Origin of the sequence: Bacillus sp. BB081 (assembly GCF_008368895.1) — a bacterium.
Classification (GTDB): Bacteria; Bacillota; Bacilli; order Bacillales; family Bacillaceae_G; genus Bacillus_A; species Bacillus_A wiedmannii.
The window spans coordinates 26,170-47,874 of the sequence record NZ_QOZX01000040.1 but is presented as its reverse complement, the minus strand read 5'-3'; the positions used below and the strand labels follow the sequence as shown (position 1 = coordinate 47,874).

Genomic DNA, 21,705 nt, shown 5'->3' with positions numbered 1-21,705 from the left:
ACTATTCGGGTTCACTTCATCTATAAGACAAGCAGCTTTTTCTATATATAAAGGGGTTTGGGGAAACAAAGCATTAAACAAGACTTTGAGCAAGTGTGTAAATGAAAGCTGTAAGAAGAGTAGCTCCACTTGCAAGTCCGATAAAGTCTGATTTGTTGAAAGTAATGTTGTTCATTATAATCTCTCCTTATTTGTTTAATGTAGTTGCAACAGCTTTTGCATCGACAAGTGCGGATAGCACCATGCCCATTGTATTTAAAAATTTGTTTGATTTCATTTTGTTCATCATGCGTATCCGCTCCTTTTCGAATTGTTGTTGCCCTGCTTTATGTCTTAATTATAGGAAATATGATCGCCTGCAACTATCGAATTAGCTTACGGAAGGCTTACACTTTTGTAAGAAAAAAAGACATTCGCGTAAGAATGTCTTTTAAAGCATATTGATATGATGATGCTCTTCAATTGTTTTTAAAAAGCTACGCATTGAATTCGTCATATAACTATCTTTACGGCGTATGAAAACCGTTGAAATACTACCATATTTTTCAGGGATTGCATGACAATGTACTTTACCAGCTTTAGAAAGATGGTGGACAGCAGACTGTGGTACGAGTGTAATTCCAAGGCCGAGTGCAACACTGTTTAATATTGTCTCTAATATATTAAATTCCATAATTCTTTTTGGGAGCAAACCTTCATCTTTAAGCCATCGTTCTAGTTTGGAACGGTATCCACATCCTTGGTTAAAAACGAGTAGGGGCGTTGTTGTAAATTCTTCTATATGAAAAGCTTTATTTTGTGTTACAAGCATTAATTTTTCTGTACTAACATCGTATTGTTCAATTAGTGGATGTTTAATAGGCCCTGATATAAAGGCACCATCTAATTGATGATCAAGTACTTCTCTAATCAATGCTTCTGTTAGACCCGCTTGTAATGATAAATCGACATTCGGATATCGTTTATAGTAAGAAGATAAAATGGTAGGTAATGTACTTACTGTTTCGACAGTACCGATTTTTAATATGCCAGAGGGAGTTTCACTATCTAAAAATACTTGTTTTAGCTCGTCAACATCTTGCAAAATTTTATTAACATAAACGAGCATTTTTCTTCCTTCAGCTGTTAAAGTCATGCCTCGTTTATGACGATAAAAGAGGGGTGTTTTCAGTTCATTTTCTAGTTGTTTAATACGCGCGGTGACATTTGATTGTACATAGTTTAATTCCTTTGCTGCGCTACTTACACTGCCTTGTTCGGCAACGCTTTGGAAGATTTGTAAGTCTCTTAATTCCATTTTATGCTCCTCCTTGATGTTAACTATCATTATAAGTGATAGTTAACATCATTTTGAATCATTTTACGTGATATATTTTTTCTTTTACAATTCTCTTTGTGCAAATAGAAAGAAGTGGGGGATTGTGGTGAAAAAAGGTCAAATGATAATAGGGGCTTTAGCGTGTTTAATTGCAAGTATGTCGTGGGGAGCAATGTTTCCGGTTGCTGATCATGCGCTAGAATACATAGATCCATTTTATTTTTCGCTTATTCGCTATGGAGCGGTGGCAATCGTACTGATTGTATTGTTGTTAGCGAAAGAAGGAAAGCAGGCATTTCGTTTAGAGGGAAGAGGAAAGTTACTCGTCTTTTTCGGAACGATGGCGTTTACTGTATATAATATACTTATATTTTTAGGTCAAATGTTAATGGGAAAATCAGGCGTGATGGTAGCCTCCATTATGGAAGCGCTTATGCCGATGATTTCTATTTGTATTCTATGGGGCTATAAGCATGTAAAACCGAAAAAGTATATGATAACGAGCATGATGATTGCTTTTGTAGGAGCTATATTTGTTATTACAAAAGGTGATATGAGTTTCTTTTTAACGTTGAAAGATAACATGTTTTCGCTAGCATTTATATTTGTTGGTGTTGTAGGATGGGTGATTTATACGATGGGTGGTCAAACGTGTAGCGATTGGTCAACATTACGCTATTCTACTTTGACATGTGTATTGGGTACAACTGTCACAGGGATTATAACTGTAGTCATTACAGTGCTTGGATATGTATCTGTTCCAAGTATGGAAACGATTTCTATTGTGAAGCATGATTTGTTATTTATGATGACATTACCAGGTATCGTAGCGTTACTTGCTTGGAACTATGGTGTGAAAATTTTATCGTCCATTAATGGGATTTTATTTATTAATTTTGTACCGATTACGACTTTAGTTATTATGATGATGCAAGGATATCGAATAACGATTTTTGATATTATAGGGACTTTACTTGTTATTGCAGCACTTATTCGCAATAACGTTTGTCAGAGAAAAGAAGAAAATATAAACAAGCGAATTTTACAAGAAGAGCAATTACGTCAAGCTGTTTAATAGGCAATTGGAGGATTTCACATGTTAGAAAGTTTATTGTTTTTCTTCGCCGTCGGAGTTGCTTGTGAGCTTGCAGCAATTAACCGAAATGGTCGTAAGAAGATAAAACAACAAGCTGAAATGATACAGCTTTTAAAAGAGTTAAAAGAAAGAAAAATGTAAAAAGACGACCGGGCATAGACGGTCGTCTTTTTCTATATAAAGGGGAAAGGGGACACAAAGTTATACAAGCGTAGCAGCGTAAATAAAAGCGGTAAGAAGAAGAGAGCTGCTAGCTAATCCTAAAAAATCTAATTTGTTAAAAGTGATGTTATTCATAATGAATTCTCCTTACTTGTTTAATGTAGAAGCAACAGCTTTTGCGTCGATTAGAGCGGAAAATACCATGCCCATTGTGTTTAAGAAATTGTTTGGTTTCATTTTGTTCATCATATGAATCCGCTCCTTTTCGAATAGTTGTTGTTTCTTTCTGACTTAATTGTATGAAATATTTGGGGAAGTAACTATCGAATTAGCTTACAAGAAAATTACACTTTTGTAAGAATTGAAATTTAACAATTAATACTTATTTTTATTACCAACTCCTAAAACTTAGTGTTATAATCATTGTAAGAGAATGACTATAATTCGGATGTTCAGAAAGGAACGAAACAAATGTATAAACCAATTACATTTTTGTTAAAATATATATTTAAAACAGCTGGGAAAGTAGAAGTGCAAGGAAGAGAAAAGTTACCAGAAGGTGGCCCATATGTTGTTGCGTGTACACATACAAGTTTTATGGATGTATTAATGTTAGCTACAGGGATGTACCCGACCCAAATTCATTACATGGCCAAAAAAGAATTATTTGAAGGGAAATTCAAAAACTGGTTCTTTAAAAATGTGAATGCATTCCCTGTAGATCGTGCGAATCCAGGACCGAGTACACTCAAAATTCCGTCACGCCTATTAAAAGAAGGGAAAGTAGTAGGGATTTTTCCGAGTGGGACACGATCAACAGAAGACGTTTCATTAAAAGCTGGGGCTGTTACGATTGCACTGCGTTCTAATGTCCCGTTAGTACCGGCAGCTTATGTTGGTCCATCGAGTGTGAAAGAATTAATAAAAGGGAAAAAGGCGCAATTGATTTTTGGAGATCCAATTCAAATTGATGCGGAAGAACAAATAGATCGAAAAACAGCTATGAAAATGATGACAGATCAATTAAATGAGAAGTTTGATGAGCTAAAGGAAACTTTGCAATCAAATCAAAAGTAAGAAAAGACGACCGGGCATAGACGGTCGTCTTTTCTATTACTATTTATAATAAAGGGGAAAGGGGACACAAAAGTTATACAAGCGTAGCGGCGTAAATAAAAGCAGTAAGAAGAAGAGAGCCACTAGCTAGTCCTAAAAAATCTAATTTGTTAAAAGTGATGTTGTTCATAATGAATTCTCCTTACTTGTTTAATGTAGAAGCAACAGCTTTAGCATCGATTAGAGCGGAAAATACCATGCCCATTGTATTTAAAAAATTGTTTGATTTCATTTTGTTCATCATATGAATCCGCTCCTTTTCGAATAATTGTTGCCCTGTTTCTGACTTAATTGTATGAAAAAAAGCAGAGAGTAACTATCGAATTAGCTTACAGGAAAATTACACTTTTGTAAGAAAAACGAATGAAGATGTAATGATGAGAAAGTTTGACATATGTTCATGGAATTCATTAAGTTAAAAGTAGAGGTGAGCGTATGGCTAATATTAAAGATATTGCAAAGATGGCGGGAGTTTCAGTTACGACTGTTTCGAGAGTGTTGAATGATCACCCATATGTAAGTGAAGAAAAAAGGAAAGCCGTTATGGAGATAGTTGAGAAGTTGAATTACTCACAAAACGCAAATGCCGTTCATTTATCAAAAGGGAAAACGAATATTGTTGGTGTGATTTTACCGTATATTAATCATCCATGCTTTGATGCGATGGTGGGCGGGATGATGGAGGTGGCGTTAGCTCATAATTACAGAGTGCTACTTTGCCAAACGAATTATAATAAAAAAGAAGAAATGAAAAGTTTACATATGCTAAAAACAAAACAATTGGATGGCCTTATTATTTGTTCTCGTGCGAATGATTGGGAAACGATAGAGCCGTATGCTTCCTATGGGACAATCGTTGCTTGTGAAGATAATGATATTTCAAATATCTCAAGTGTATATACGAATCATTCGGCAGCTTTTCAATTAGGAATGGATTATTTGATTGAGAAAAGTTATAAAAAAATTGGTTATTGTACGGGAAGGAAGTTAGGTCCGAGTAGTCAAAAACGTTTTGATGTTTATAAACAGCAATTGCAATCTATAGATGAAGAAGTGAATGAAGAATGGATTTTCACAGAATGTTTTACATTAGAAGATGGTGTGAAAGTGGCTCATAAATTAAAGGGGATGCAGCATCTTCCCGAAGCATTAATAGTAGCAGGAGATGAAGTTGCGATTGGGGTTATGACAGAAGCTGAAAAATTAGGTATTCAAGTTCCTGAGGATTTAGCGATTATTGGCTTTGATAATCAACCTATTTCGCAAGTGTTACAACTTACAACCATTGATCAAAATTTAAAGGAAATAGGTAAAAAGGCCTTTGAAATGTTTTACAGGCAAATACGTGATGAAAGTTCTAAACAAGAAAAGGTGGAAATTCCATATGAACTTGTGGAACGCTCTACCGTTTAGTTTTAATCCGTTATGTGTAAGTTGCATAACGGATTATTTTTTTGAAATATCTTTGACAGGAAACGCGTTTCATACTTTATAAAGGAGTTACACCGGTCTGTAATAATCCATGGATTCTTTTCAAGAATAGTATTTGGAGGGATATGCATGAATGAACTTTTATTGAGTATGAAAAAGTATATAGAAGATGATGAAAAGATTTTGGCTTTTGTCGTAGGGATATTTGAGAAGGATAATTTTACGCTATCGTATCAACATGGGATTTTTGCTGCTACTACTAGACGTCTTCTCTTTTATGGGAAATTTCCATACTATCCTGCAACATTTAAAGATTATTCATATTTGCATATAGATAGCATAGATTTTCGTCCGCATTTCGAATGTACTTGTAATCATGAAACCATTCGAGCTAAGTATATACAGAAGGGGAATGTGGAGCGATTTGTCCGTACAGTTAGAGCGAATATGAATAATTAATCACCCCTTTGTTTAAACATAATATCCCGATCTTTAAGAGTAAAAATGCGCAATAAAAACAACTTCTAAACCTCTAGGAGATAGTGATACAATGTCAAATGGGGGGGAGGTATGAACTATGGTTAATCAACGTATAAAGGAAATAACACTAATTACAATTGGTTCATTATTATTCGCAATTGGTATTAATTACTTTGCAATTCCAAACCGTTTATCAGAGGGTGGAATTATTGGTTTAACGGTTGTTACGTACTATTTATTTGATTGGTCGCCGGGGATTGTAAACTTTGCTATAAATGCAATTTTACTAGCTATTGGTTATAAATTTTTTGATAAGAAAACGATGGTTTATACAATTTTAGGGATTGTAGAAACATCCTTGTTTTTATATGTTACGGAACATATTGAGTATCATGTAAATAGTGATACGTTATTAGCGGCTCTATTCGCTGGCTTATTTGTCGGTGTCGGATTAGGCTGTATGTTCAAAGCTGGAGGTACATCAGGAGGATCGGCAATTTTAGCTCGGTTAGCCAATCAATATTTAGGGTGGAGCGTTGGTAAAGGCGTACTTATTATTGATATTGTGGTAATTGCTGGTTCTGTATTTATAATAGGGCAAGAAAAAGCAATGTACACACTTGTTGCAGTATTCATCGGAGCAAAAGTGATTGATTTCATTGTAGAAGGAATGGATACAAAAACAGCTGTTACAATCATTTCAAATCAACCGGATTTAATCCGTGAAACTATTACGAAAAACATGACACGCGGTGTCACTGTATTAGAAGGACGCGGCGGATATACTGGTAAAAATAAAGAAGTGTTATATGTTGTTATAAATAAACAAGAGCTTGTTAAGTTAAAGCAGGTTATTAGTCGAGTAGATGAAGATGCTTTCGTTGTTATTCATGATGTACGTGATGTACTTGGCGGTGGCTTTAAAGCGAGCTAAAAGGTGAACGAGTAAATTCGTTCACCTTTTTTAATTCTTACAAAAATGTAAGTGTAATGTAATGAGATTCAATAGTAGATTTTATTCCTTCTTTTTAAAATGGATGTATATATCCTGCAGAGGAGGAAGATTGATTATGAAGAAAAAAATGATCGCTACTATAATAGCGATGATAGTGATAGTAGTAATGTTACTGCCTACGAAACTTGGACCAGTTATCGATAAATATAATCCACTTTATAAGACGAAAGAATACTATACGGTCGTGAATACAATTGGTCAGCATATTGGTGATGAGTGGTATGAATATGAATTTATTGCATTTGACGAACGTGGAAGAGAACAAAAAATAAAGAAGACTGTTAAGCATATGTTAAAGAGAGATGAAGCGTTAAAGGTGTATGCAAAAGGACGCTACGGAGAGGCGATTGAAGAAATTGAAGCTGTAAATATTCCTATTAATGCGAAGAGTAAACTTTTAACGATGAGATAGCAGATTATACCCCCACCTATTTTTTGTCGAAAATAAAAATACTAGGTAGGGGTATTTTAAGGTTCATGAAAGAGCCTTAGTCTATATGGACTAAGGCTCTTTTTGTTATATAAAGGGGAAGGGGGTACATCGTAGTAGCATGAGTGAAAGGTATAAGAAGAGTAGCTACTAGCAATGTAATTTGGTTATGTGAGTGTTCTTCTTATTTGGCTTGTTTTCTAACTTTATTGTACGAGATGTAGGTAAGAGAAACTATCGAATTACATTACACATAGCTTACAAACATGTAAGTCTTCTGTAATGTAATTCGATGGTTAAAAGATAGTTAATTTCATATAGTGTAATTAGAAAGTCTCACTGTATTACTTTCTGTTTGTAATATTAATGAAGAATGAAAAACCAACTACTTTTTAATAGCCCTCATCTGTATTTAGATGAGGCTCTTTTTATAAACCTTACAACATTGTAAGGTTTACGTAAGTTAATTCGATAGTAAATTTGTCATATTTTTTGCATAATAGATACAAATAGATAAAATAATTAGGGATATAGTAAGAAGGGAGAAAACTGGGATGCGTAAAGAAGAAGTAGTGAAGTTTCCAATTAAAGATTTCTGTAGCTACTTTACTGTTGCCGTAGTATGTATTGGATTATTTGATATCATAACAAACTTAATTGTTAAATAATATAGATGATAAAACAAGAAGGGAGATCCTTTCTTGTTTTTTTTATGGGGGAATAAAGATGAAATGGATTGATAGTCATATACATGTTGACCAATATAAGGATGAAGAAAAAAGTAGATTACTTAAAGATGTGGAACATAGTAAAGAGATACAGGGGCTTATCGCGGTATCTATGAATTATCAATCATGTAAAGAAACTTTATCTTTAGCAAAGCGATATCCTTTTGTACATCCAGCGATAGGTTTTCATCCGGAGCAACCGATTCATAAAGAAGAATGTGAGCAAATTTATAAATTAATTGAAGAGCATGTAGAAGACATAGTTGCGATTGGTGAAGTAGGCTTACCGTATTATTTAAGAAAAGAAGATGAGCGTATTACTATCAATTCATATATATCAGTGTTACAACGATTTGTTGAACTAGCTAGTAAATATGATTTACCAATTATATTGCATGCAGTGTATGAAGATGCTGATATTGTATGTGATTTACTAGAGAAATATAAAGTTTCACGTGCACACTTTCATTGGTTTAAAGGAAGTGAAACAACAATGAAACGGATGATGAGGAACGGTTATTATATTTCTATCACACCAGATGTTTTACATAAGGACAAAATTAGAAAAATTGTTTCGTATTATCCACTTGAATATATGATGGTAGAAACAGATGGACCGTGGGAATTTCACGAGGATGTTATGACGCATCCGAGAATGATTCGAGAGGTATTAAAGGAAATTAGTGTTATAAAAAACGTATCTGTTGATAAGGTTGCGAAAACGATATATGAAAATACCATTCAATTTTACTCCGCTATTTGCCAGACATTAAGAACCTGAATGATTAAGTTTTCACTTTATTTGAAGGGATAGGAGAGTTTCTCTTATCTCTTTTTATTATGGATATTTTTTCTAATATTTTCTATAATTTATGATATGTTTAATTTGATGAAGGAAGTAGGGGAGAAAATGGGGAAAGCATATAAAAAAATAGCTATTACAATTATGGTTGGTGCACTTTCACTTGCAGCGTTTGGTTGTGAAACAGAAAAAAAGACTATAAATTCAAACGCAACACAAGAAAATAAAGAAGTACAAATTGATCCAGTAGTTGAAAAACAGATGAAAGAAAATGAGAAAGACGGGAATTTGGTTGGAAACATCTCTAACCAAGGGAAGATGGCAGAGAGTAAAGGTTGGATTTACTATTCTGTAGATGGTGATAAAAATACAGGAGGCATTTATCGTACGAAAGATCAATTTCAGACTTCGGAACGTGTAGTGGAAGGTGTAAATGCTTCTTACATAAATATAAAAAACAAAGCTTTATATTTTATTCATACGGATGAAGATAAGAATGCGGGATTATCTTCTTTAATGAAGTATGATATATCTAATAAAAAGTTAGATACGTTAAAAGCAGATACAAATTATGTTTATATAAAAGATCAAACTTTATTTTATCCGAAAAAATATTCTGAGCATGGTGGTTTTGATATTGTAGGGATTGTAAAAATGGATTTAAAAACGGGACAGGAAGAAGAAGCGGCATTTAAAAATTCTGGTTGGTCTCGAACGATAGATGATAGTATTCTACATTGGAATAAAAATCGTGGAACACAAGTGACAAAAGATAATAAAACTTGGTCAAAAGAAAATTATGCAACAATATCTAGTGCTACGTATAATAATGAAGAATTATATGCTGTTGTCGACTTTTCGTTACCTTTTGAAACAAATGAAGCTGAGCATGGCATATATGAAATAGACGTTCAACAAAATAATGAAAAGTTATTGGTAAAGGATGCCTTGCAGATGAATGTGAAAGGGGATACTTTTTATTATATAAAAAAGGACGGAGTATATAAGAAGAAAATGAATGGTGGAAATGAAAAAGTAATTTATAATAAAGCGGTTGAACCAACTAAATCTTATTTATATTTTGTAGCAGGAGATATGTATCTCTATACGGATAATGGAACTATCATGAATCTAGATACAAAGAAATCAAATGAAGTAAAAGATAAGAAGCTAGCAGATGATGTTATGTTACAGAAAGTATGGAATGCACAGAAGGAACTTACTAATGTTCAAATGGCTGCACTAACAGGAAACCCGAAACGAGTAGGGGATTTTTCATACGGGGAATTAGTGAACCCTATTTATAATAAGAAAGATAATTTAGAGACTACGCTATCTACGTACTTTTCAAAATCATTTATAGCAGAGTATATGAAGAGTAAGTATATTAAAGAGTTAAATGGAAAAATGCACTATGCTATTGGAGACCCAGGATCAAAAGCAGCAACTAAATTTACAAAAATTATTTCTGCCGAGTTAAAGGATGGGAAAATAAAAGCGCAGGTAGAAACGTATAATGATTATGATAATATAACGGAAAAAGTAGAAGTTGAATTGATTTATGAGAATAATCAATGGGTTATTAATAACATGCCACGTTTTGGTTTAAGCTAAAAAAACCACCAAGCATTTTGCTTGGTGGTTTTGTATTAGGATTCTAATTTTTTCGCACGTCTTAATAATAAGAGAAAGACAAGGACGAAGAAACCAAGTATAAGGAAGAATCCATATTGTTTTACATAATCCATTACGTCACTTGCGCTTGTTGGCTTTTCAACGTGAATGCCATCTTTATTAGTAGTGATATGAATATCTTTCATTTTCACTTCATTTGTTTCTTTTTGTAAATCAATCCATTCTATATTTGGGATGCTTTCTAGATCCTTTAGTACTTCTTTTAATGGTTTCACACCTAAGTAAGGATGATAGAATGCACCAATAACTCCATCGGATAATTTGGCAACAGATACAGTATTTTCTTTCATTTTAGCAATAGCGTGTGGTTTATCTTCTTCGATAAATCCAACTGTTTCAGGCATTAATTTCATGCCATGTAAAAATGATGGTGTACTTCTGTATGCTGGAGAGTGCATGGATTTCCAAGTTGTATCACTTAATTGTAGCTGTCCTACATAAGTTGAAAAGTACCTTGATAATATTTCATATCCTTTTTGAGACATCGTGTAATGAGGTGCTTCAAATGCGACAGGATATAGTTTGGCATTTACAAGTTCTTGAATACCATTTTCAATATGATCAGTCGTATACTTTTCTTCAAACTCTTCCCCTTTTTTTACATATGCATTATATGCTTCGATATTAGGGAAGTCATCTTTTGTTTTTGGTTTTTCATGCTTCGGTTGACGAATTGGTTGATCTGTTTTTACGTCCCAAAATTCAAAACCTTCCCCAGTTTCACTATCATAAAATTGATGCGTATAACCATGCATAATAATTGCTACACCATCATCTTGCATAGAGCGTAAAAGATCGACTAGTTCGGGTTTATCTTTTAAATGCAGTGTTTTACCTGTATCAGGATCTTTATATACAGGAATAACAGTGATCATGTAAGGAATCTTTTTCTCTTTTAGTAATTCAGCAATTTCTTTTAATTGATTTATATCTGCGGCCGGATGAACGTCCTCAAGACGCAAATAAGCCTCTACTTTATTTGTCGTTGGCTTTTGTCCAAAGTAAGAAAATAACATTTCACCAACGTAATGAGACATCCAGGCAAAGAGGTGTGGCGTTGCGACGTAATAAGATGTTTCATGCTGAATGATTAGTGGGTTCTTGCTATTTGAGCCTAAAGCGTTAGCAAGAACAGTTCCGTTTGTATCAAAAGATTGAACCAATCGTTCCTCTTCTAAAGTGTTTTTTAGTTTATTACTTGGATATTCGATTTTATTAACTCGTATATCATCAGCCTTTAGGGTAATGAAAGAAAAGCGATTAGATAATTGTTCAACATTTTGTCCTAAAACTAATACTGGACCTGAGAAATTTTCTAGAAGTTGCTTCGTTTCAATAGGAAACTCTTCTTTTTGTTCACCGATATAAACAATATGTGTATAAGAAGATGAATTAGTAATTTCATTAGCCTTTTTTAAACTTTTCGTAGTTATATCATTTGTAAAATGTCCTAATTGGGTATTAAGGATTTGAATATTATTTGTAATTTTATCGTCTTGTGTACTGTATAAAACAAGTACTTTTGGTTTTGATGATGTTTGTGCAGAGGTGTGGATAGGGATAAGTAGTAAAATGCTGAACAAGAGTATTATGCACTTTTTCATTTGGTCTGCTCCTATTCTATATGTAGAGTTCAATTTACAATTATATACAAAAAATACGTTGTAGTCTATGGAAGTTACATTTTTGCACGTATTTACCAGCTGTTTTTTCACAAAATCGGTCTAAAGCATGATGATAATATATATAGTTATTTGCTATGATAAAAGGGTAAGAGAATGATAGAATGTGGGTAATTGTAAAGGGAAGAAGGCTGAAAGGGGACAAATTTCAGCGGAGAAAGAGGTAGTGGTAGTGAAGAAATTCTTTGTAGGATTTTTAGTTGTTCTTGGGGTGTACTTATATTTCCAAGGAAAGTCTGAAGGAATGGGCAAGTTAGTGAATGAGACAAGCTATGTTGACTCAGAAGAAGCAAAACAGATGAAACAAATTATTATAGAGGAAGCAAAGAAAGTCAATCTTCCAGAATGGATACCTCTTACAATTGCTGAACATGAAAGCCGGTTAAATCCAAGAAATGTTGGAGATAACGGAACTTCATTCGGATTGTTTCAATTGCACCGTGGCGGTGGCCTTGCACCAGATCATTTAACTGATGAAGAGTTGAAAGATCCGCGCACAAATGCGCAAATTGCAATGCCGCATTTAATGAAAGGATATAAGCGCGGGGTGCAAAAAGGTTTGACGGATTTTGCATTACTAAAATATGTAGCAAATACATCTGGATGGCCAGGTAATCTGGGTCCAGAGTGGACGGATAATAACATGAAGTATAACATCGGATTAGAAGATGTGTACTATCGAAATAAAGGTGTAATCAAAGAGTAGGTTTTCTATACCTACTCTGTTTTTTTATGAATAATTGCATCTTTTTCGCTCGTGAAGTACTGCGCGAGTTGTATTTTCACGTCTTCTAGTTTTGTGGAAACTTGTGGTATTTTATATCCTACATACAATGGTGAAACGACGAACCTAGGAACAACTTTACAAATGATTTTTCCGTTTAAGTAATAGAAGAATAAGTTATAACTACTACATCCTTTATGGAAATCTGTCAGTATGTAACGTACAGTTTGCTGAATATAATTTGCTAGTTCATCTATGCATCCAATATCTTCAATGATGATATTAAATTCAGTAAAACCGATAATAGGACGATCTGAAATATTGAGTTCAATGCGTTCGTTTTTTTGTACAATGACTCCTCGGAAGTTGTCCTGTTCTACGTTACCGAGATAGTCTACATATTTCATTCCGATAATCTGCATGTGTGCATGATGCAAACTCCCGCCTGAGAATGGACCGTGATTTTTGTATAAAATCACAGATGTGAATTCTTCATTCTTCTGTAAGTCTAACCAATGTTTAATGGAGAAACGAATTAGCGATCTCATATGTTCTTCTGTATATGTCGCAATATGGTCTTCACAATTATCTGTTTCGATTAGCACCGTTTGAAATGTATCTTTTAATGTAGGAAATTTGTTTTTTAACCAAATAATTGAGCCCTCAGTTGCTAAAATATCCGTTAAATTTTCTCTGTCACAAAAAGGACATGCAGCGCTTCTATTCCGAATGCTTTCTGGTTTTTGTTTGCCAATATCGTTTAAAAAGTATAGTTGTTGTGTATCCATTTGTATATATGCCCCTTTAAAATATGTGTAAAAATCCCGCTTAATACATTCGGGAAAAGGAGAAGGAAATCCTTTAAAAGGAATAGGAAAAATAAAAGACAAGATATCCTCATTACAATAGGGTACCTTGTCTTTTATTTTTTCTTTAATAATGTGTATGGATAATATAGAGCGTTTTTATTGTGCTTCTTTTTTCTATTTTTTATTGTGTATAAGGCAATTGCTGTACTTGCGATTACAATAATGGCTTTCTTCATATTCATTTACCCCTTTTTATTGTTGGTTTAATTCTTGGCTAACTGCTTTTGCATCAACTAGAGCGTGTAAAATCATTTTAACCATGTTCATCATATTCCTTCACTCCTTTTATAGTTCATTTAGTTCTTTTACAACTGCTTGTCCGTTCACTAATACCTCAAAGATTGCTTTTACGATTTCTTTCATCATGATCGTTTCCTCCTTTTGTTTGGCTCTCTTGTTTACATCTTTATTGTATAGGGAGGCATCTTTTCGTACTATCGCTTTCCATTACGTGAACATAACAGTTTTGTAAGATTTGATGTCACTTATTGAAATGTTTAGTCTATCTTCATTATTTTCAGAAAAATGACTATTCAAACATGAAATGGGAAAGTATAATAAAGAAGTAAGTATTAAATTCCGTACGAAAGAGGTGAATGAGATGAAACGTTCTTTAGCTGCACGTGCCAAATTTTTAGATTATATCTATTTTTGTCGTGCGATTTTTCATGATGTAGTTGTTAACGGGATACGTCTGTCCTTTTTTAACAATTGCATAGTAGCTATTGAACGATAGAAATCTCTTCACCCATTTTTAATAAACGTGTGAAAAGGGAGCTATTTGGCTTCCTTTTTCTATGCCGAAAACCATGGGGAATGTTTCTTTCCTATGGTTTTTTATATTGAAAGGAGTACGGAAAATGACAATTTGTAGTGTAAATAATGTAACGAAATCTTTTGGTGGAAACATCATATTTGAAAATATATCGCTTGAAATAAAGAATGGTGAACGTGTTGGATTAGTTGGTCGTAACGGTAGTGGGAAGACAACAATCTTTCAGCTTCTAACTGGAATGGAAAGTTTGGATGCAGGGGCCATTCATATGAAGAAAGGTACACGTATTGGTCATGTGGCACAAATTCCGAAATTTGATGAGGGTATGACTGTATATGATGTATTGAGTTCCGCGTTTAAAGCAGAAAAGGAATTAGAAAGAGAAATGCGTACTTTAGAAAAAAATATGGCGGAAGAACTGGAACCGTCTGCTTTACAAAGATTAATGGAGAGGTACGGAGTAATCCAAGAAAAGTTTGCGTTTCTTGGTGGTTATGAAATAGAAGCGAATATGATGAAGGTAGCAAATGGTCTACAGGTGACAGAACTATTTCCTCGGTCATTTCTGGAGTTAAGTGGTGGGGAACAAACAAAGGTAAGCCTTGCATACATGCTATTGCAGAAACCAGATTTACTTCTATTAGATGAACCAACTAATCATTTAGATTTATTCGCCGTAGAATGGTTAGAGCAATTTTTAAAAGAATACAATGGAACAGTTATGGTCATTTCACATGATCGTTATTTCCTTGATGAAGTTGTAACGAAGATTTTTGATTTAGAAGATGGAGAGATTCACGTGTATCATACAAACTATTCTCGGTTTGTTGAAGAAAAGGAAGAAAGATTGCTCCACGAGTTTCAGGCTTATCAAGAACAGCAAAAGAAAATAAAGAAAATGAAAGAAGCAATTAAGCGGCTGCGTGAATGGGCAAATCAGGCGAATCCTCCGAATGAAGGATTGCATAAGAGAGCGAGAAGTATGGAACGTGCACTGGAGCGTATAGAGAAACTAAAGAAACCTATTTTAGAACGAAAACAAATGGGGCTTCAGTTTGAAGGGCAAGAGAGAAGTGGGAAAGATGTTGTTGTAATGAAAAAAGTGAGTAAAGGATTTGCTGACCATCCTTTATTTAACGAAGCGAATTTACATGTTCGTTTTCAAGAGCGTGCGGCTATCGTCGGTCGTAATGGTACAGGAAAGACAACGCTACTAAAGTTATTATTAGAAGAAATAAAACCAGACGCTGGAGAAATTCGGATTGGTAGTAGTGTGAAAATCGGTTATTTATCACAGCATGCGTACGGAAATATGAAGAGTAATGTATTAGAGGCTTTCAGGGAATATGTAGCTGTAACAGAGGGAGAAGCGAGACATATATTAGCTAAGTTTTTATTTTATGGTCCAGCGGTGTTTAAGAAAGTAACGCAACTGAGCGGTGGAGAAAAAATGAGATTAAGACTTGCGCAACTTATGTATCAAGATATCAATTTTTTAATTTTAGATGAGCCGACAAACCATCTCGACATTGAATCAAGGGAAGTTTTAGAGGAAGCTCTTGAGCAATATAATGGAACGATTTTAGCTGTTTCACATGATCGTTATTTTTTAAATAAGTTATTTGAAAAGACGTATTGGATTGATGAGCTTAAATTATTTGAGTTTGCAGGGAACTACGCATGGGCGCGTCAAAAGTGGGAAGAACAGGTTGAGAAACAAGTAATAAAGCAGCAACGCCAAGGAAGAAAAAGTATGGAAACAGCCCCTGTAAAAAAGAAAGAAGCTAGGAATGTTGAGGAGATTGAAACAGAGTTAATACATGTAGAAGAAGATATATATACGCTTGAGTGTAAAATGGAACATGTAATTGATGTTGAAATGCTTGAACAATTGTATGAAGAAAAAACGAAGAAAGAGTTGTTACGAGCGGATTTATATAATGAGTTAGAGAATATTGTGGAGTAAAAAGTAGAAAGCGAATCCCTTCAGCTTTGCTGAAGGGATTCGCTTTTTTGTACTCATATTTTACTTTAAGAGAAAAATAAAAATTGTGTTTCACGTGAAACAGTAAATTTGATACATCTTTGTTCCGTAATTTGCATAGATTGTAAAACATAAATGATATTAGTTTTTTTTGATCGGTTACTTATTTCCCGAGACATAAGTATGTGTAACAGCGAATCAGGATTGAAAATAAAAAAACAGAGTTACAGCTTTACACGCTGAACTCTGTTTTCTTTTTGTGTCGTATCTTCCCTTGTTGAAATGATAATAGCGATCCCGAGCATAATAAAAAAAGCTAAAAAGAGGACGAACTTTGGGAAGAATGGGAATAGTAATAGCGCCCCGACTATCATGATTGTTAATAATACGTAGTGCAGGACGTATTGGAATAGGTTGTCCATGTTTTCGCCCCCTTTTTGGTAATTGGTTATTAGTAGTCTATGTTTCATATGGAACGAATAGAAGTGAATTTTTAATTTTTTAATAAGAAATAAAAGAGAGTGATTGACATGTTTAAAGGAAAGGAATAATCTTGAAATTAATTCATACTATTTTTATAGGAAAAATAAAGATAATTACAGGGAGGAGGCCTATGTTCCTGCATCGATAAAAATTAGGAAGGTAAAGGTGAGAGGGCAATGAAAAATACTTTTAAAGGAGCACTTGCTATATTTCTTAGTGTATCGGTATTACTAGCCGGATGTGGTCAAGAGGAAGCAAGTACAAATGAAGCCGGGAACGTACCAAAAGTAAAAGATGAATTTATTAAAGCAAGCGACAAAGCAAAAAGTCCTACAAAAGTAAAAGAAAGAAAAGATACTTTTGTAGTTGGAATGCCAAGTCCTGGAGGGATATTCCTTCCGCACTTTATGGAGAATGGATGGGATGGTAACATAACGCAAGCTATCTTCGCACCTCTTGTTGGACTCGATAAGGAAGGGAAACCAATTCCCATTTTGGCGAAGAAGTGGGATATTTCGGAGGATCAGCTTACATATACATTCCATTTGAAAGATGATTTAAAGTTTAGTGATGGTTCACCGTTAACTGTAGATGATGTAGCATTTACATTAACGTTATTACATGATCCAACTTATAGTGGTGCGACTGATATAAGCCAAACAGCAATAAAAGGTGGGCAAGCTTATAAAGAAGGAAAGGCAACCTCTATTGAAGGAATTCAAATCATTGATCCGAAAACAATTACGATTACGACTGAAAAGGTAAATGCTCAAACATTATCATTAATCGGTGGAGAAGTTATATCTAAAGCTTATTATGGGAGAGAGTATAAACAAGGACACTTGGAGTACTTAAAAGAGTTATACGGGAAGCCGGTGGGAGCAGGAGCTTATAAATTGGATAAATATATTCCTGGTCAAGAAGTTCGATTTGTAGCAAATGAAAATTATTTTGAAGGAAAACCGAAGATTGAGCACTTTATTTATAAAATTACAAAGGGTGATACGAAGCTACAACAATTTCAAGCAGGAGAAGTAGATTATGATGGTTTTACGACAAACGTGGAGACCATTGAGCAATTAAAAGATTTAGGTTTTGCTAATATTAATGTGTATACAGGAAGCTCTTATGGCTACATTAAAATGAATTATAAGAAGCCATACTTTAAAGATAAACGTGTCCGCCAAGCATTTATTTACGGATTAGAGCGTCAAAAGGTTATTGATACGTATTTCCAAGGTTATGCGTCACTCGTTAATGTACCGATTACGCCAGTTTCGTGGGCGTATACAGAAGAGGGCATTAATAAATATGAGTATAATTTAGAGAAGGCGAAGAAACTACTGGATGAGGCTGGATGGAAGGCAGGTTCAGATGGAATTCGTGAAAAAGATGGACAAAAATTGAAAGTAAGTTATTTTGCTTCATCAGCAAGTAAAATAAATGATGTAATGATTCCTGTGATGAAAGAAGATTATAAAAAGCTTGGTGTGGAGTTTAACCCAGAATATATGGACTTTAATACGATGATTTCAAAAGTGATAAAAGGTGATTATGATTTAGCGATGGTATCTACGCCAATGATTGATGATCCGAGCGGAACGATTGAAGAGTTTGTTTCAACAAGTAAACGAAATTATGATGGATATTATAATCCGAAAGTAGATGAATTAGCTAAGCAAGCATTAGAAACGTTGGATATTGAAAAGCGAAAAGGAATTTATAAAAAGTTATATCAAGAGTTAAGCGAAGACCCGCCTGTAATCTTCTTGAATAATAGCAAAGTGGTGTCTGCACATAATGCACGAATTCAAGGATTACAAGAAGATAACTATAACGGTATTTTGTTAAGCTTACCTAAATTAAAGATAGAATAATAATTTTTAAAAAATTCTCAAAATATTTATTTAGAAAGAATTGACAAAATATAACGGACGATATAAGCTAATAACCATAAAGTCTACCGGAAAGGTCGGAATAGGATTGTTACCCCTCAAAAACATCTATTTTTTTACGATTAAAACCGACTTTTCCGATTGGCTATAAAAAGTTGCTGTGGGAGGCATACATAAGGCAAGCAATTCATAAGGTTTAATTATTAAAAAAGTTAGGGTGGGGACAATGAAGAAAAAGACAAAAAAATGGGCTGGTGTATTTTCAGTATTATTGAGTAGTTCGCTTGTGTTATCTGCTTGTGGGGGACAGGAAGATACGGCTTCTACAGAACCGGTAAAAAAGCAGGATTTAAAAGACGCTAAGATTGAATCAATCCCAGCTACAGATAAAAAGAAAAGTCCAGAGAAAGCAAATCAGCGAAAAGATACTTTTATTACAGCCATTTCTAAGCCAGGTGGAGTTTTTCTTCCGTATTTTCAAGATAATGGTTGGGATGGAAATGTAACATCTGTTATTTTTGCGTCATTAGTAACAACAGACAAACAAAGTAAACCTATTCCGGATCTTGCAGAAAAATGGGATATTTCTGCTGATCAGTTAACATATACATTCCATTTACGTAAAAATCTAAAATTTAGTGATGGTTCGCCTTTAACGGCGGAGGACGTAGCATTTACATTAACACTACTTCATGATAAAGCGTATGAAGGTGGAATGGATATTGCTCAGTATGCTGTTAAAGGTGGAAAAGAATATAAAGAAGGAAAAGCAACTTCTATTGAAGGAATTCAAGTTGTTGATCCACAGACAATTAAAATTACAACTGAAAAAGTTAATTCACAGGCGCTAACTAATTTAGGTGGCCCAGTACTATCAAAAGCTTATTATGGAAAAGATTATAAACAAAATACAAGTTTAGACTATTTAAAAGCATTATATGGGCAACCAATTGCAGCAGGTCCATATAAATTTGAAAAATATGTTCCAGGTCAAGAAGTACGCTTCGTTGCTAACGAAAATTATTATGCAGGTAAACCAAAAATTAAAAACTTTATTTATAAAATTACATCAGGTGATACTGGATTCCAATTATTCCAAACAGGTGAACTGGACTATAGTGGATTTAGAGCAAATCCTGAGAATATAGACCAATTAAAAGGATTAGAATTTGCAAATATTAATCTTGAATCATCAAGTGATATTGCTTATATCTATGTAAATAATAAGAAATCGTATTTGAAGGATAAGAAGGTACGTCAAGCACTTACTTATGGATTAGACCGTAAGAAGTATGTGGATACAGCTTTACAAGGATATGGATCTGTTGCTAACGTACCAATTGCGCCAGTTTCATGGGCATATACAGAAGAAGGTATTAATAAATATCCACATGACGTAGAAAAGGCTAAAAAATTATTGGATGAGGCTGGCTGGAAAGTAGGTTCTGACGGGGTTCGTGAAAAAGATGGTCAAAAACTAAAATTAACATATTACGCATCAAATACAGGTAAGACAAATGATATCTTTATTCCAATTGCAAAAGAAAGTTACAAAGAAATCGGTGTTGAATTAAATCCAGAGTTGATGGACTTTAATACGATGCTTTCAAAAGTAGGAAAAGGTGACTACGATTTAGCGGCAGTTTCAACACCAGGAATTAGTGATCCAAGTGAAGTTGTAAGTGATTACTTATCAACTAATCCAAAAAGTGATACGGGTTATAATAACCCGAAAGTAGATGACTTGATTGTAAAAGGTATAGGGACGACAGATATTGAAAAACGTAAAGCAATTTATAAAGAACTGTATAAAGAGTTAAGTGATGATCCACCAGTTATTTTATTAAACTATCGTAAACTACTTTATGCTCATAATGCACGTATAAAAGGAATTGATCCAGAAAAGTACGATAGCATTAGTTCCAACTTACCAGTGTTATCTATTGAACAATAAGGGTTGACCTAAATAATAGAAGGCGTTTTTTCATACAGCAATGGAATAGTAGCTGTTTTGAAAAAATGTTCTTCTATTTTTAAGTAAATAGGATTGGGGAGACAAAAGGTGAAAACATATATCGTTCGTAGGTTCCTTCAAATGATCCCTACATTGTTTGGTACATCTATTATTATTTTTTTCTTATTTGCACTTTTGCCGGGGGATTATATTGATTCAAATCCAAAGTTAACACCAGAGAGAGCTCAAGAGTTAAGGGAATTGTATGGCTTAAACAAACCAATTATTGAAAGATATTTTCAATGGTTAGTGAATGCTTTGCATGGTGATTTTGGATTTTCTCTACAGTATCAAGAACCTGTAACCTCATTACTTAATAAATTTATTTGGAATACATTTATCGTTGCTGTTGCAGCTTTATTTTTCACTTGGATTATTGCTCTTATTATTGGGGTTATTTCTGCAACAAAGCAGCACTCTTGGTTTGATAGATTGGTAACAATCGGTGTCTTTGCAGCAATGTCATTTCCATCCTTCTTTATCGGATTATTTTTAATTAAATTATTAGCAGTTGATTTAAAGTTATTACCTATTGGTGGCATGATTGATATTGGGAGTAACTCAACAGGAATAGCATACATATTAGAAGTATTACGTCATATGATTCTACCTGTATTTATTTTAACGCTTCTTGGTGTAGGATCATTAACACGATATTTTAGAACAAGCATGTTGGATGTTGTTAGGCAAGATTATATTCGTACTGCTCGTGCAAAAGGTTTAAAAGAAAGAACCGTTATTTATAAACATGCATTGAAAAATGCAATTTTGCCAGCAATTACATTACTTGCTTTTGAATTACCTGGTTTATTTTCAGGAGCGATTATTATTGAACAGATTTTTAATTGGCCAGGGATTGGGAGTATTCAATTAGAAGCATTAAACTTCCGTGATTATACGGTATTAATGGCCTTTACAATGTTTCTTTCTTGTTTAACAATTATGGCTAATTTCTTAGCTGATATTGTATATGCGTTTGTTGATCCAAGAATTCGATTGAAGTAAG

Annotated in this window: 23 protein-coding genes; 15 read left to right on the top strand and 8 right to left on the bottom strand. The window is 34.0% G+C overall.

Annotation, left to right across the window (positions count from 1 at the left end; genetic code table 11):
• Nucleotides 1-73: 73 nt before the first annotated feature.
• Both DN394_RS17840 and DN394_RS17835 read right to left on the bottom strand, forming a co-directional pair.
• Nucleotides 74-175, bottom strand: coding sequence for a DUF3948 family protein (locus DN394_RS17840; RefSeq protein WP_001060020.1), 102 nt, complete (start codon nt 173-175; stop codon nt 74-76).
• A 255-nt stretch (nt 176-430) separates the two neighbouring features.
• A complete protein-coding gene (locus DN394_RS17835; protein ID WP_046960213.1) occupies nt 431-1,297 on the bottom strand; it encodes a LysR family transcriptional regulator in 867 nt (288 codons plus the stop codon).
• A 127-nt stretch (nt 1,298-1,424) separates the two neighbouring features.
• Here DN394_RS17835 and DN394_RS17830 point away from each other — a divergent pair, with 127 nt between their 5' ends.
• Nucleotides 1,425-2,393, top strand: a complete 969-nt coding sequence (locus DN394_RS17830) for a DMT family transporter (RefSeq protein WP_098092897.1) — start codon at nt 1,425-1,427, stop codon at nt 2,391-2,393.
• Between the two features lie 21 nt (nt 2,394-2,414).
• Complete coding sequence (locus DN394_RS17825) at nt 2,415-2,555, top strand: YrzO family protein (protein WP_000894068.1); 141 nt, start codon at nt 2,415-2,417, stop codon at nt 2,553-2,555.
• Between the two features lie 60 nt (nt 2,556-2,615).
• Here the strand turns inward: DN394_RS17825 and DN394_RS17820 are convergent, their stop codons facing one another.
• Nucleotides 2,616-2,711 carry a DUF3948 family protein gene (locus DN394_RS17820; protein ID WP_001060011.1) on the bottom strand — a complete coding sequence of 32 codons (96 nt, stop codon included), beginning with the start codon at nt 2,709-2,711 and terminating at the stop codon, nt 2,616-2,618.
• 336 nt (nt 2,712-3,047) lie between these two features.
• Between DN394_RS17820 and DN394_RS17815 the strand changes: the two genes are divergently transcribed.
• Complete coding sequence (locus DN394_RS17815; RefSeq protein ID WP_000277788.1) at nt 3,048-3,653, top strand: lysophospholipid acyltransferase family protein; 606 nt, start codon at nt 3,048-3,050, stop codon at nt 3,651-3,653.
• A 73-nt stretch (nt 3,654-3,726) separates the two neighbouring features.
• Here the strand turns inward: DN394_RS17815 and DN394_RS17810 are convergent, their stop codons facing one another.
• Nucleotides 3,727-3,822, bottom strand: a complete 96-nt coding sequence (locus tag DN394_RS17810) for a DUF3948 family protein (protein WP_001060007.1) — start codon at nt 3,820-3,822, stop codon at nt 3,727-3,729.
• Between the two features lie 305 nt (nt 3,823-4,127).
• On the opposite strand from DN394_RS17810, the gene DN394_RS17805 reads away from it, so the two are divergent.
• The 6 genes from DN394_RS17805 (at nt 4,128) to DN394_RS17780 (ending at nt 10,192) form a co-directional block, all read left to right on the top strand.
• Nucleotides 4,128-5,105, top strand: a complete 978-nt coding sequence (locus DN394_RS17805; protein WP_001273921.1) for a LacI family DNA-binding transcriptional regulator — start codon at nt 4,128-4,130, stop codon at nt 5,103-5,105.
• 147 nt (nt 5,106-5,252) lie between these two features.
• Nucleotides 5,253-5,582, top strand: coding sequence for a PH domain-containing protein (locus tag DN394_RS17800; RefSeq protein WP_001004213.1), 330 nt, complete (start codon nt 5,253-5,255; stop codon nt 5,580-5,582).
• A gap of 118 nt (nt 5,583-5,700) precedes the next feature.
• The gene (locus DN394_RS17795; protein ID WP_000248044.1) at nt 5,701-6,537 is read left to right on the top strand and encodes a YitT family protein; all 837 of its coding nucleotides are present in this window, start codon (nt 5,701-5,703) and stop codon (nt 6,535-6,537) included.
• 136 nt (nt 6,538-6,673) lie between these two features.
• The gene (locus DN394_RS17790; protein WP_000728373.1) at nt 6,674-7,030 is read left to right on the top strand and encodes a YxeA family protein; all 357 of its coding nucleotides are present in this window, start codon (nt 6,674-6,676) and stop codon (nt 7,028-7,030) included.
• A 744-nt stretch (nt 7,031-7,774) separates the two neighbouring features.
• Nucleotides 7,775-8,557, top strand: a complete 783-nt coding sequence (locus tag DN394_RS17785) for a TatD family hydrolase (RefSeq protein ID WP_097918259.1) — start codon at nt 7,775-7,777, stop codon at nt 8,555-8,557.
• Between the two features lie 129 nt (nt 8,558-8,686).
• Nucleotides 8,687-10,192, top strand: a complete 1,506-nt coding sequence (locus DN394_RS17780; RefSeq protein ID WP_046960209.1) for a DL-endopeptidase inhibitor IseA family protein — start codon at nt 8,687-8,689, stop codon at nt 10,190-10,192.
• A gap of 35 nt (nt 10,193-10,227) precedes the next feature.
• Here the strand turns inward: DN394_RS17780 and DN394_RS17775 are convergent, their stop codons facing one another.
• The gene (locus DN394_RS17775) at nt 10,228-11,877 is read right to left on the bottom strand and encodes a DUF2334 domain-containing protein (protein WP_098705630.1); all 1,650 of its coding nucleotides are present in this window, start codon (nt 11,875-11,877) and stop codon (nt 10,228-10,230) included.
• 250 nt (nt 11,878-12,127) lie between these two features.
• Here DN394_RS17775 and DN394_RS17770 point away from each other — a divergent pair, with 250 nt between their 5' ends.
• The gene (locus tag DN394_RS17770) at nt 12,128-12,661 is read left to right on the top strand and encodes a transglycosylase SLT domain-containing protein (protein WP_098705637.1); all 534 of its coding nucleotides are present in this window, start codon (nt 12,128-12,130) and stop codon (nt 12,659-12,661) included.
• Nucleotides 12,662-12,672: 11 nt separating this feature from the next.
• Here the strand turns inward: DN394_RS17770 and DN394_RS17765 are convergent, their stop codons facing one another.
• Together DN394_RS17765 and DN394_RS17760 are read right to left on the bottom strand one after the other, a co-directional pair.
• Nucleotides 12,673-13,467, bottom strand: coding sequence for a DUF4931 domain-containing protein (locus DN394_RS17765; protein ID WP_097918257.1), 795 nt, complete (start codon nt 13,465-13,467; stop codon nt 12,673-12,675).
• 134 nt (nt 13,468-13,601) lie between these two features.
• Nucleotides 13,602-13,730: a hypothetical protein gene (locus DN394_RS17760; protein ID WP_002096919.1), complete on the bottom strand. Its 129-nt coding sequence runs from the start codon at nt 13,728-13,730 to the stop codon at nt 13,602-13,604.
• A gap of 419 nt (nt 13,731-14,149) precedes the next feature.
• Here DN394_RS17760 and DN394_RS17755 point away from each other — a divergent pair, with 419 nt between their 5' ends.
• Nucleotides 14,150-14,284, top strand: coding sequence for an RAxF-45 family protein (locus DN394_RS17755; RefSeq protein ID WP_046956655.1), 135 nt, complete (start codon nt 14,150-14,152; stop codon nt 14,282-14,284).
• Nucleotides 14,285-14,408: 124 nt separating this feature from the next.
• Nucleotides 14,409-16,289, top strand: coding sequence for a ribosomal protection-like ABC-F family protein (abc-f, locus tag DN394_RS17750; protein ID WP_098705629.1), 1,881 nt, complete (start codon nt 14,409-14,411; stop codon nt 16,287-16,289).
• 242 nt (nt 16,290-16,531) lie between these two features.
• On the opposite strand, the gene DN394_RS17745 is transcribed toward abc-f, so the two are convergent.
• Nucleotides 16,532-16,729 carry a hypothetical protein gene (locus tag DN394_RS17745; protein WP_000369258.1) on the bottom strand — a complete coding sequence of 66 codons (198 nt, stop codon included), beginning with the start codon at nt 16,727-16,729 and terminating at the stop codon, nt 16,532-16,534.
• Nucleotides 16,730-16,966: 237 nt separating this feature from the next.
• Here DN394_RS17745 and DN394_RS17740 point away from each other — a divergent pair, with 237 nt between their 5' ends.
• The 3 genes from DN394_RS17740 (at nt 16,967) to DN394_RS17730 (ending at nt 21,704) form a co-directional block, all read left to right on the top strand.
• Nucleotides 16,967-18,667, top strand: a complete 1,701-nt coding sequence (locus tag DN394_RS17740; protein WP_097918255.1) for an ABC transporter substrate-binding protein — start codon at nt 16,967-16,969, stop codon at nt 18,665-18,667.
• A gap of 244 nt (nt 18,668-18,911) precedes the next feature.
• Nucleotides 18,912-20,639, top strand: coding sequence for an ABC transporter substrate-binding protein (locus DN394_RS17735; protein ID WP_048542902.1), 1,728 nt, complete (start codon nt 18,912-18,914; stop codon nt 20,637-20,639).
• 108 nt (nt 20,640-20,747) lie between these two features.
• Nucleotides 20,748-21,704 carry an ABC transporter permease gene (locus DN394_RS17730; protein ID WP_000860732.1) on the top strand — a complete coding sequence of 319 codons (957 nt, stop codon included), beginning with the start codon at nt 20,748-20,750 and terminating at the stop codon, nt 21,702-21,704.
• The last annotated feature ends 1 nt before the right edge of the window (nt 21,705 follow it).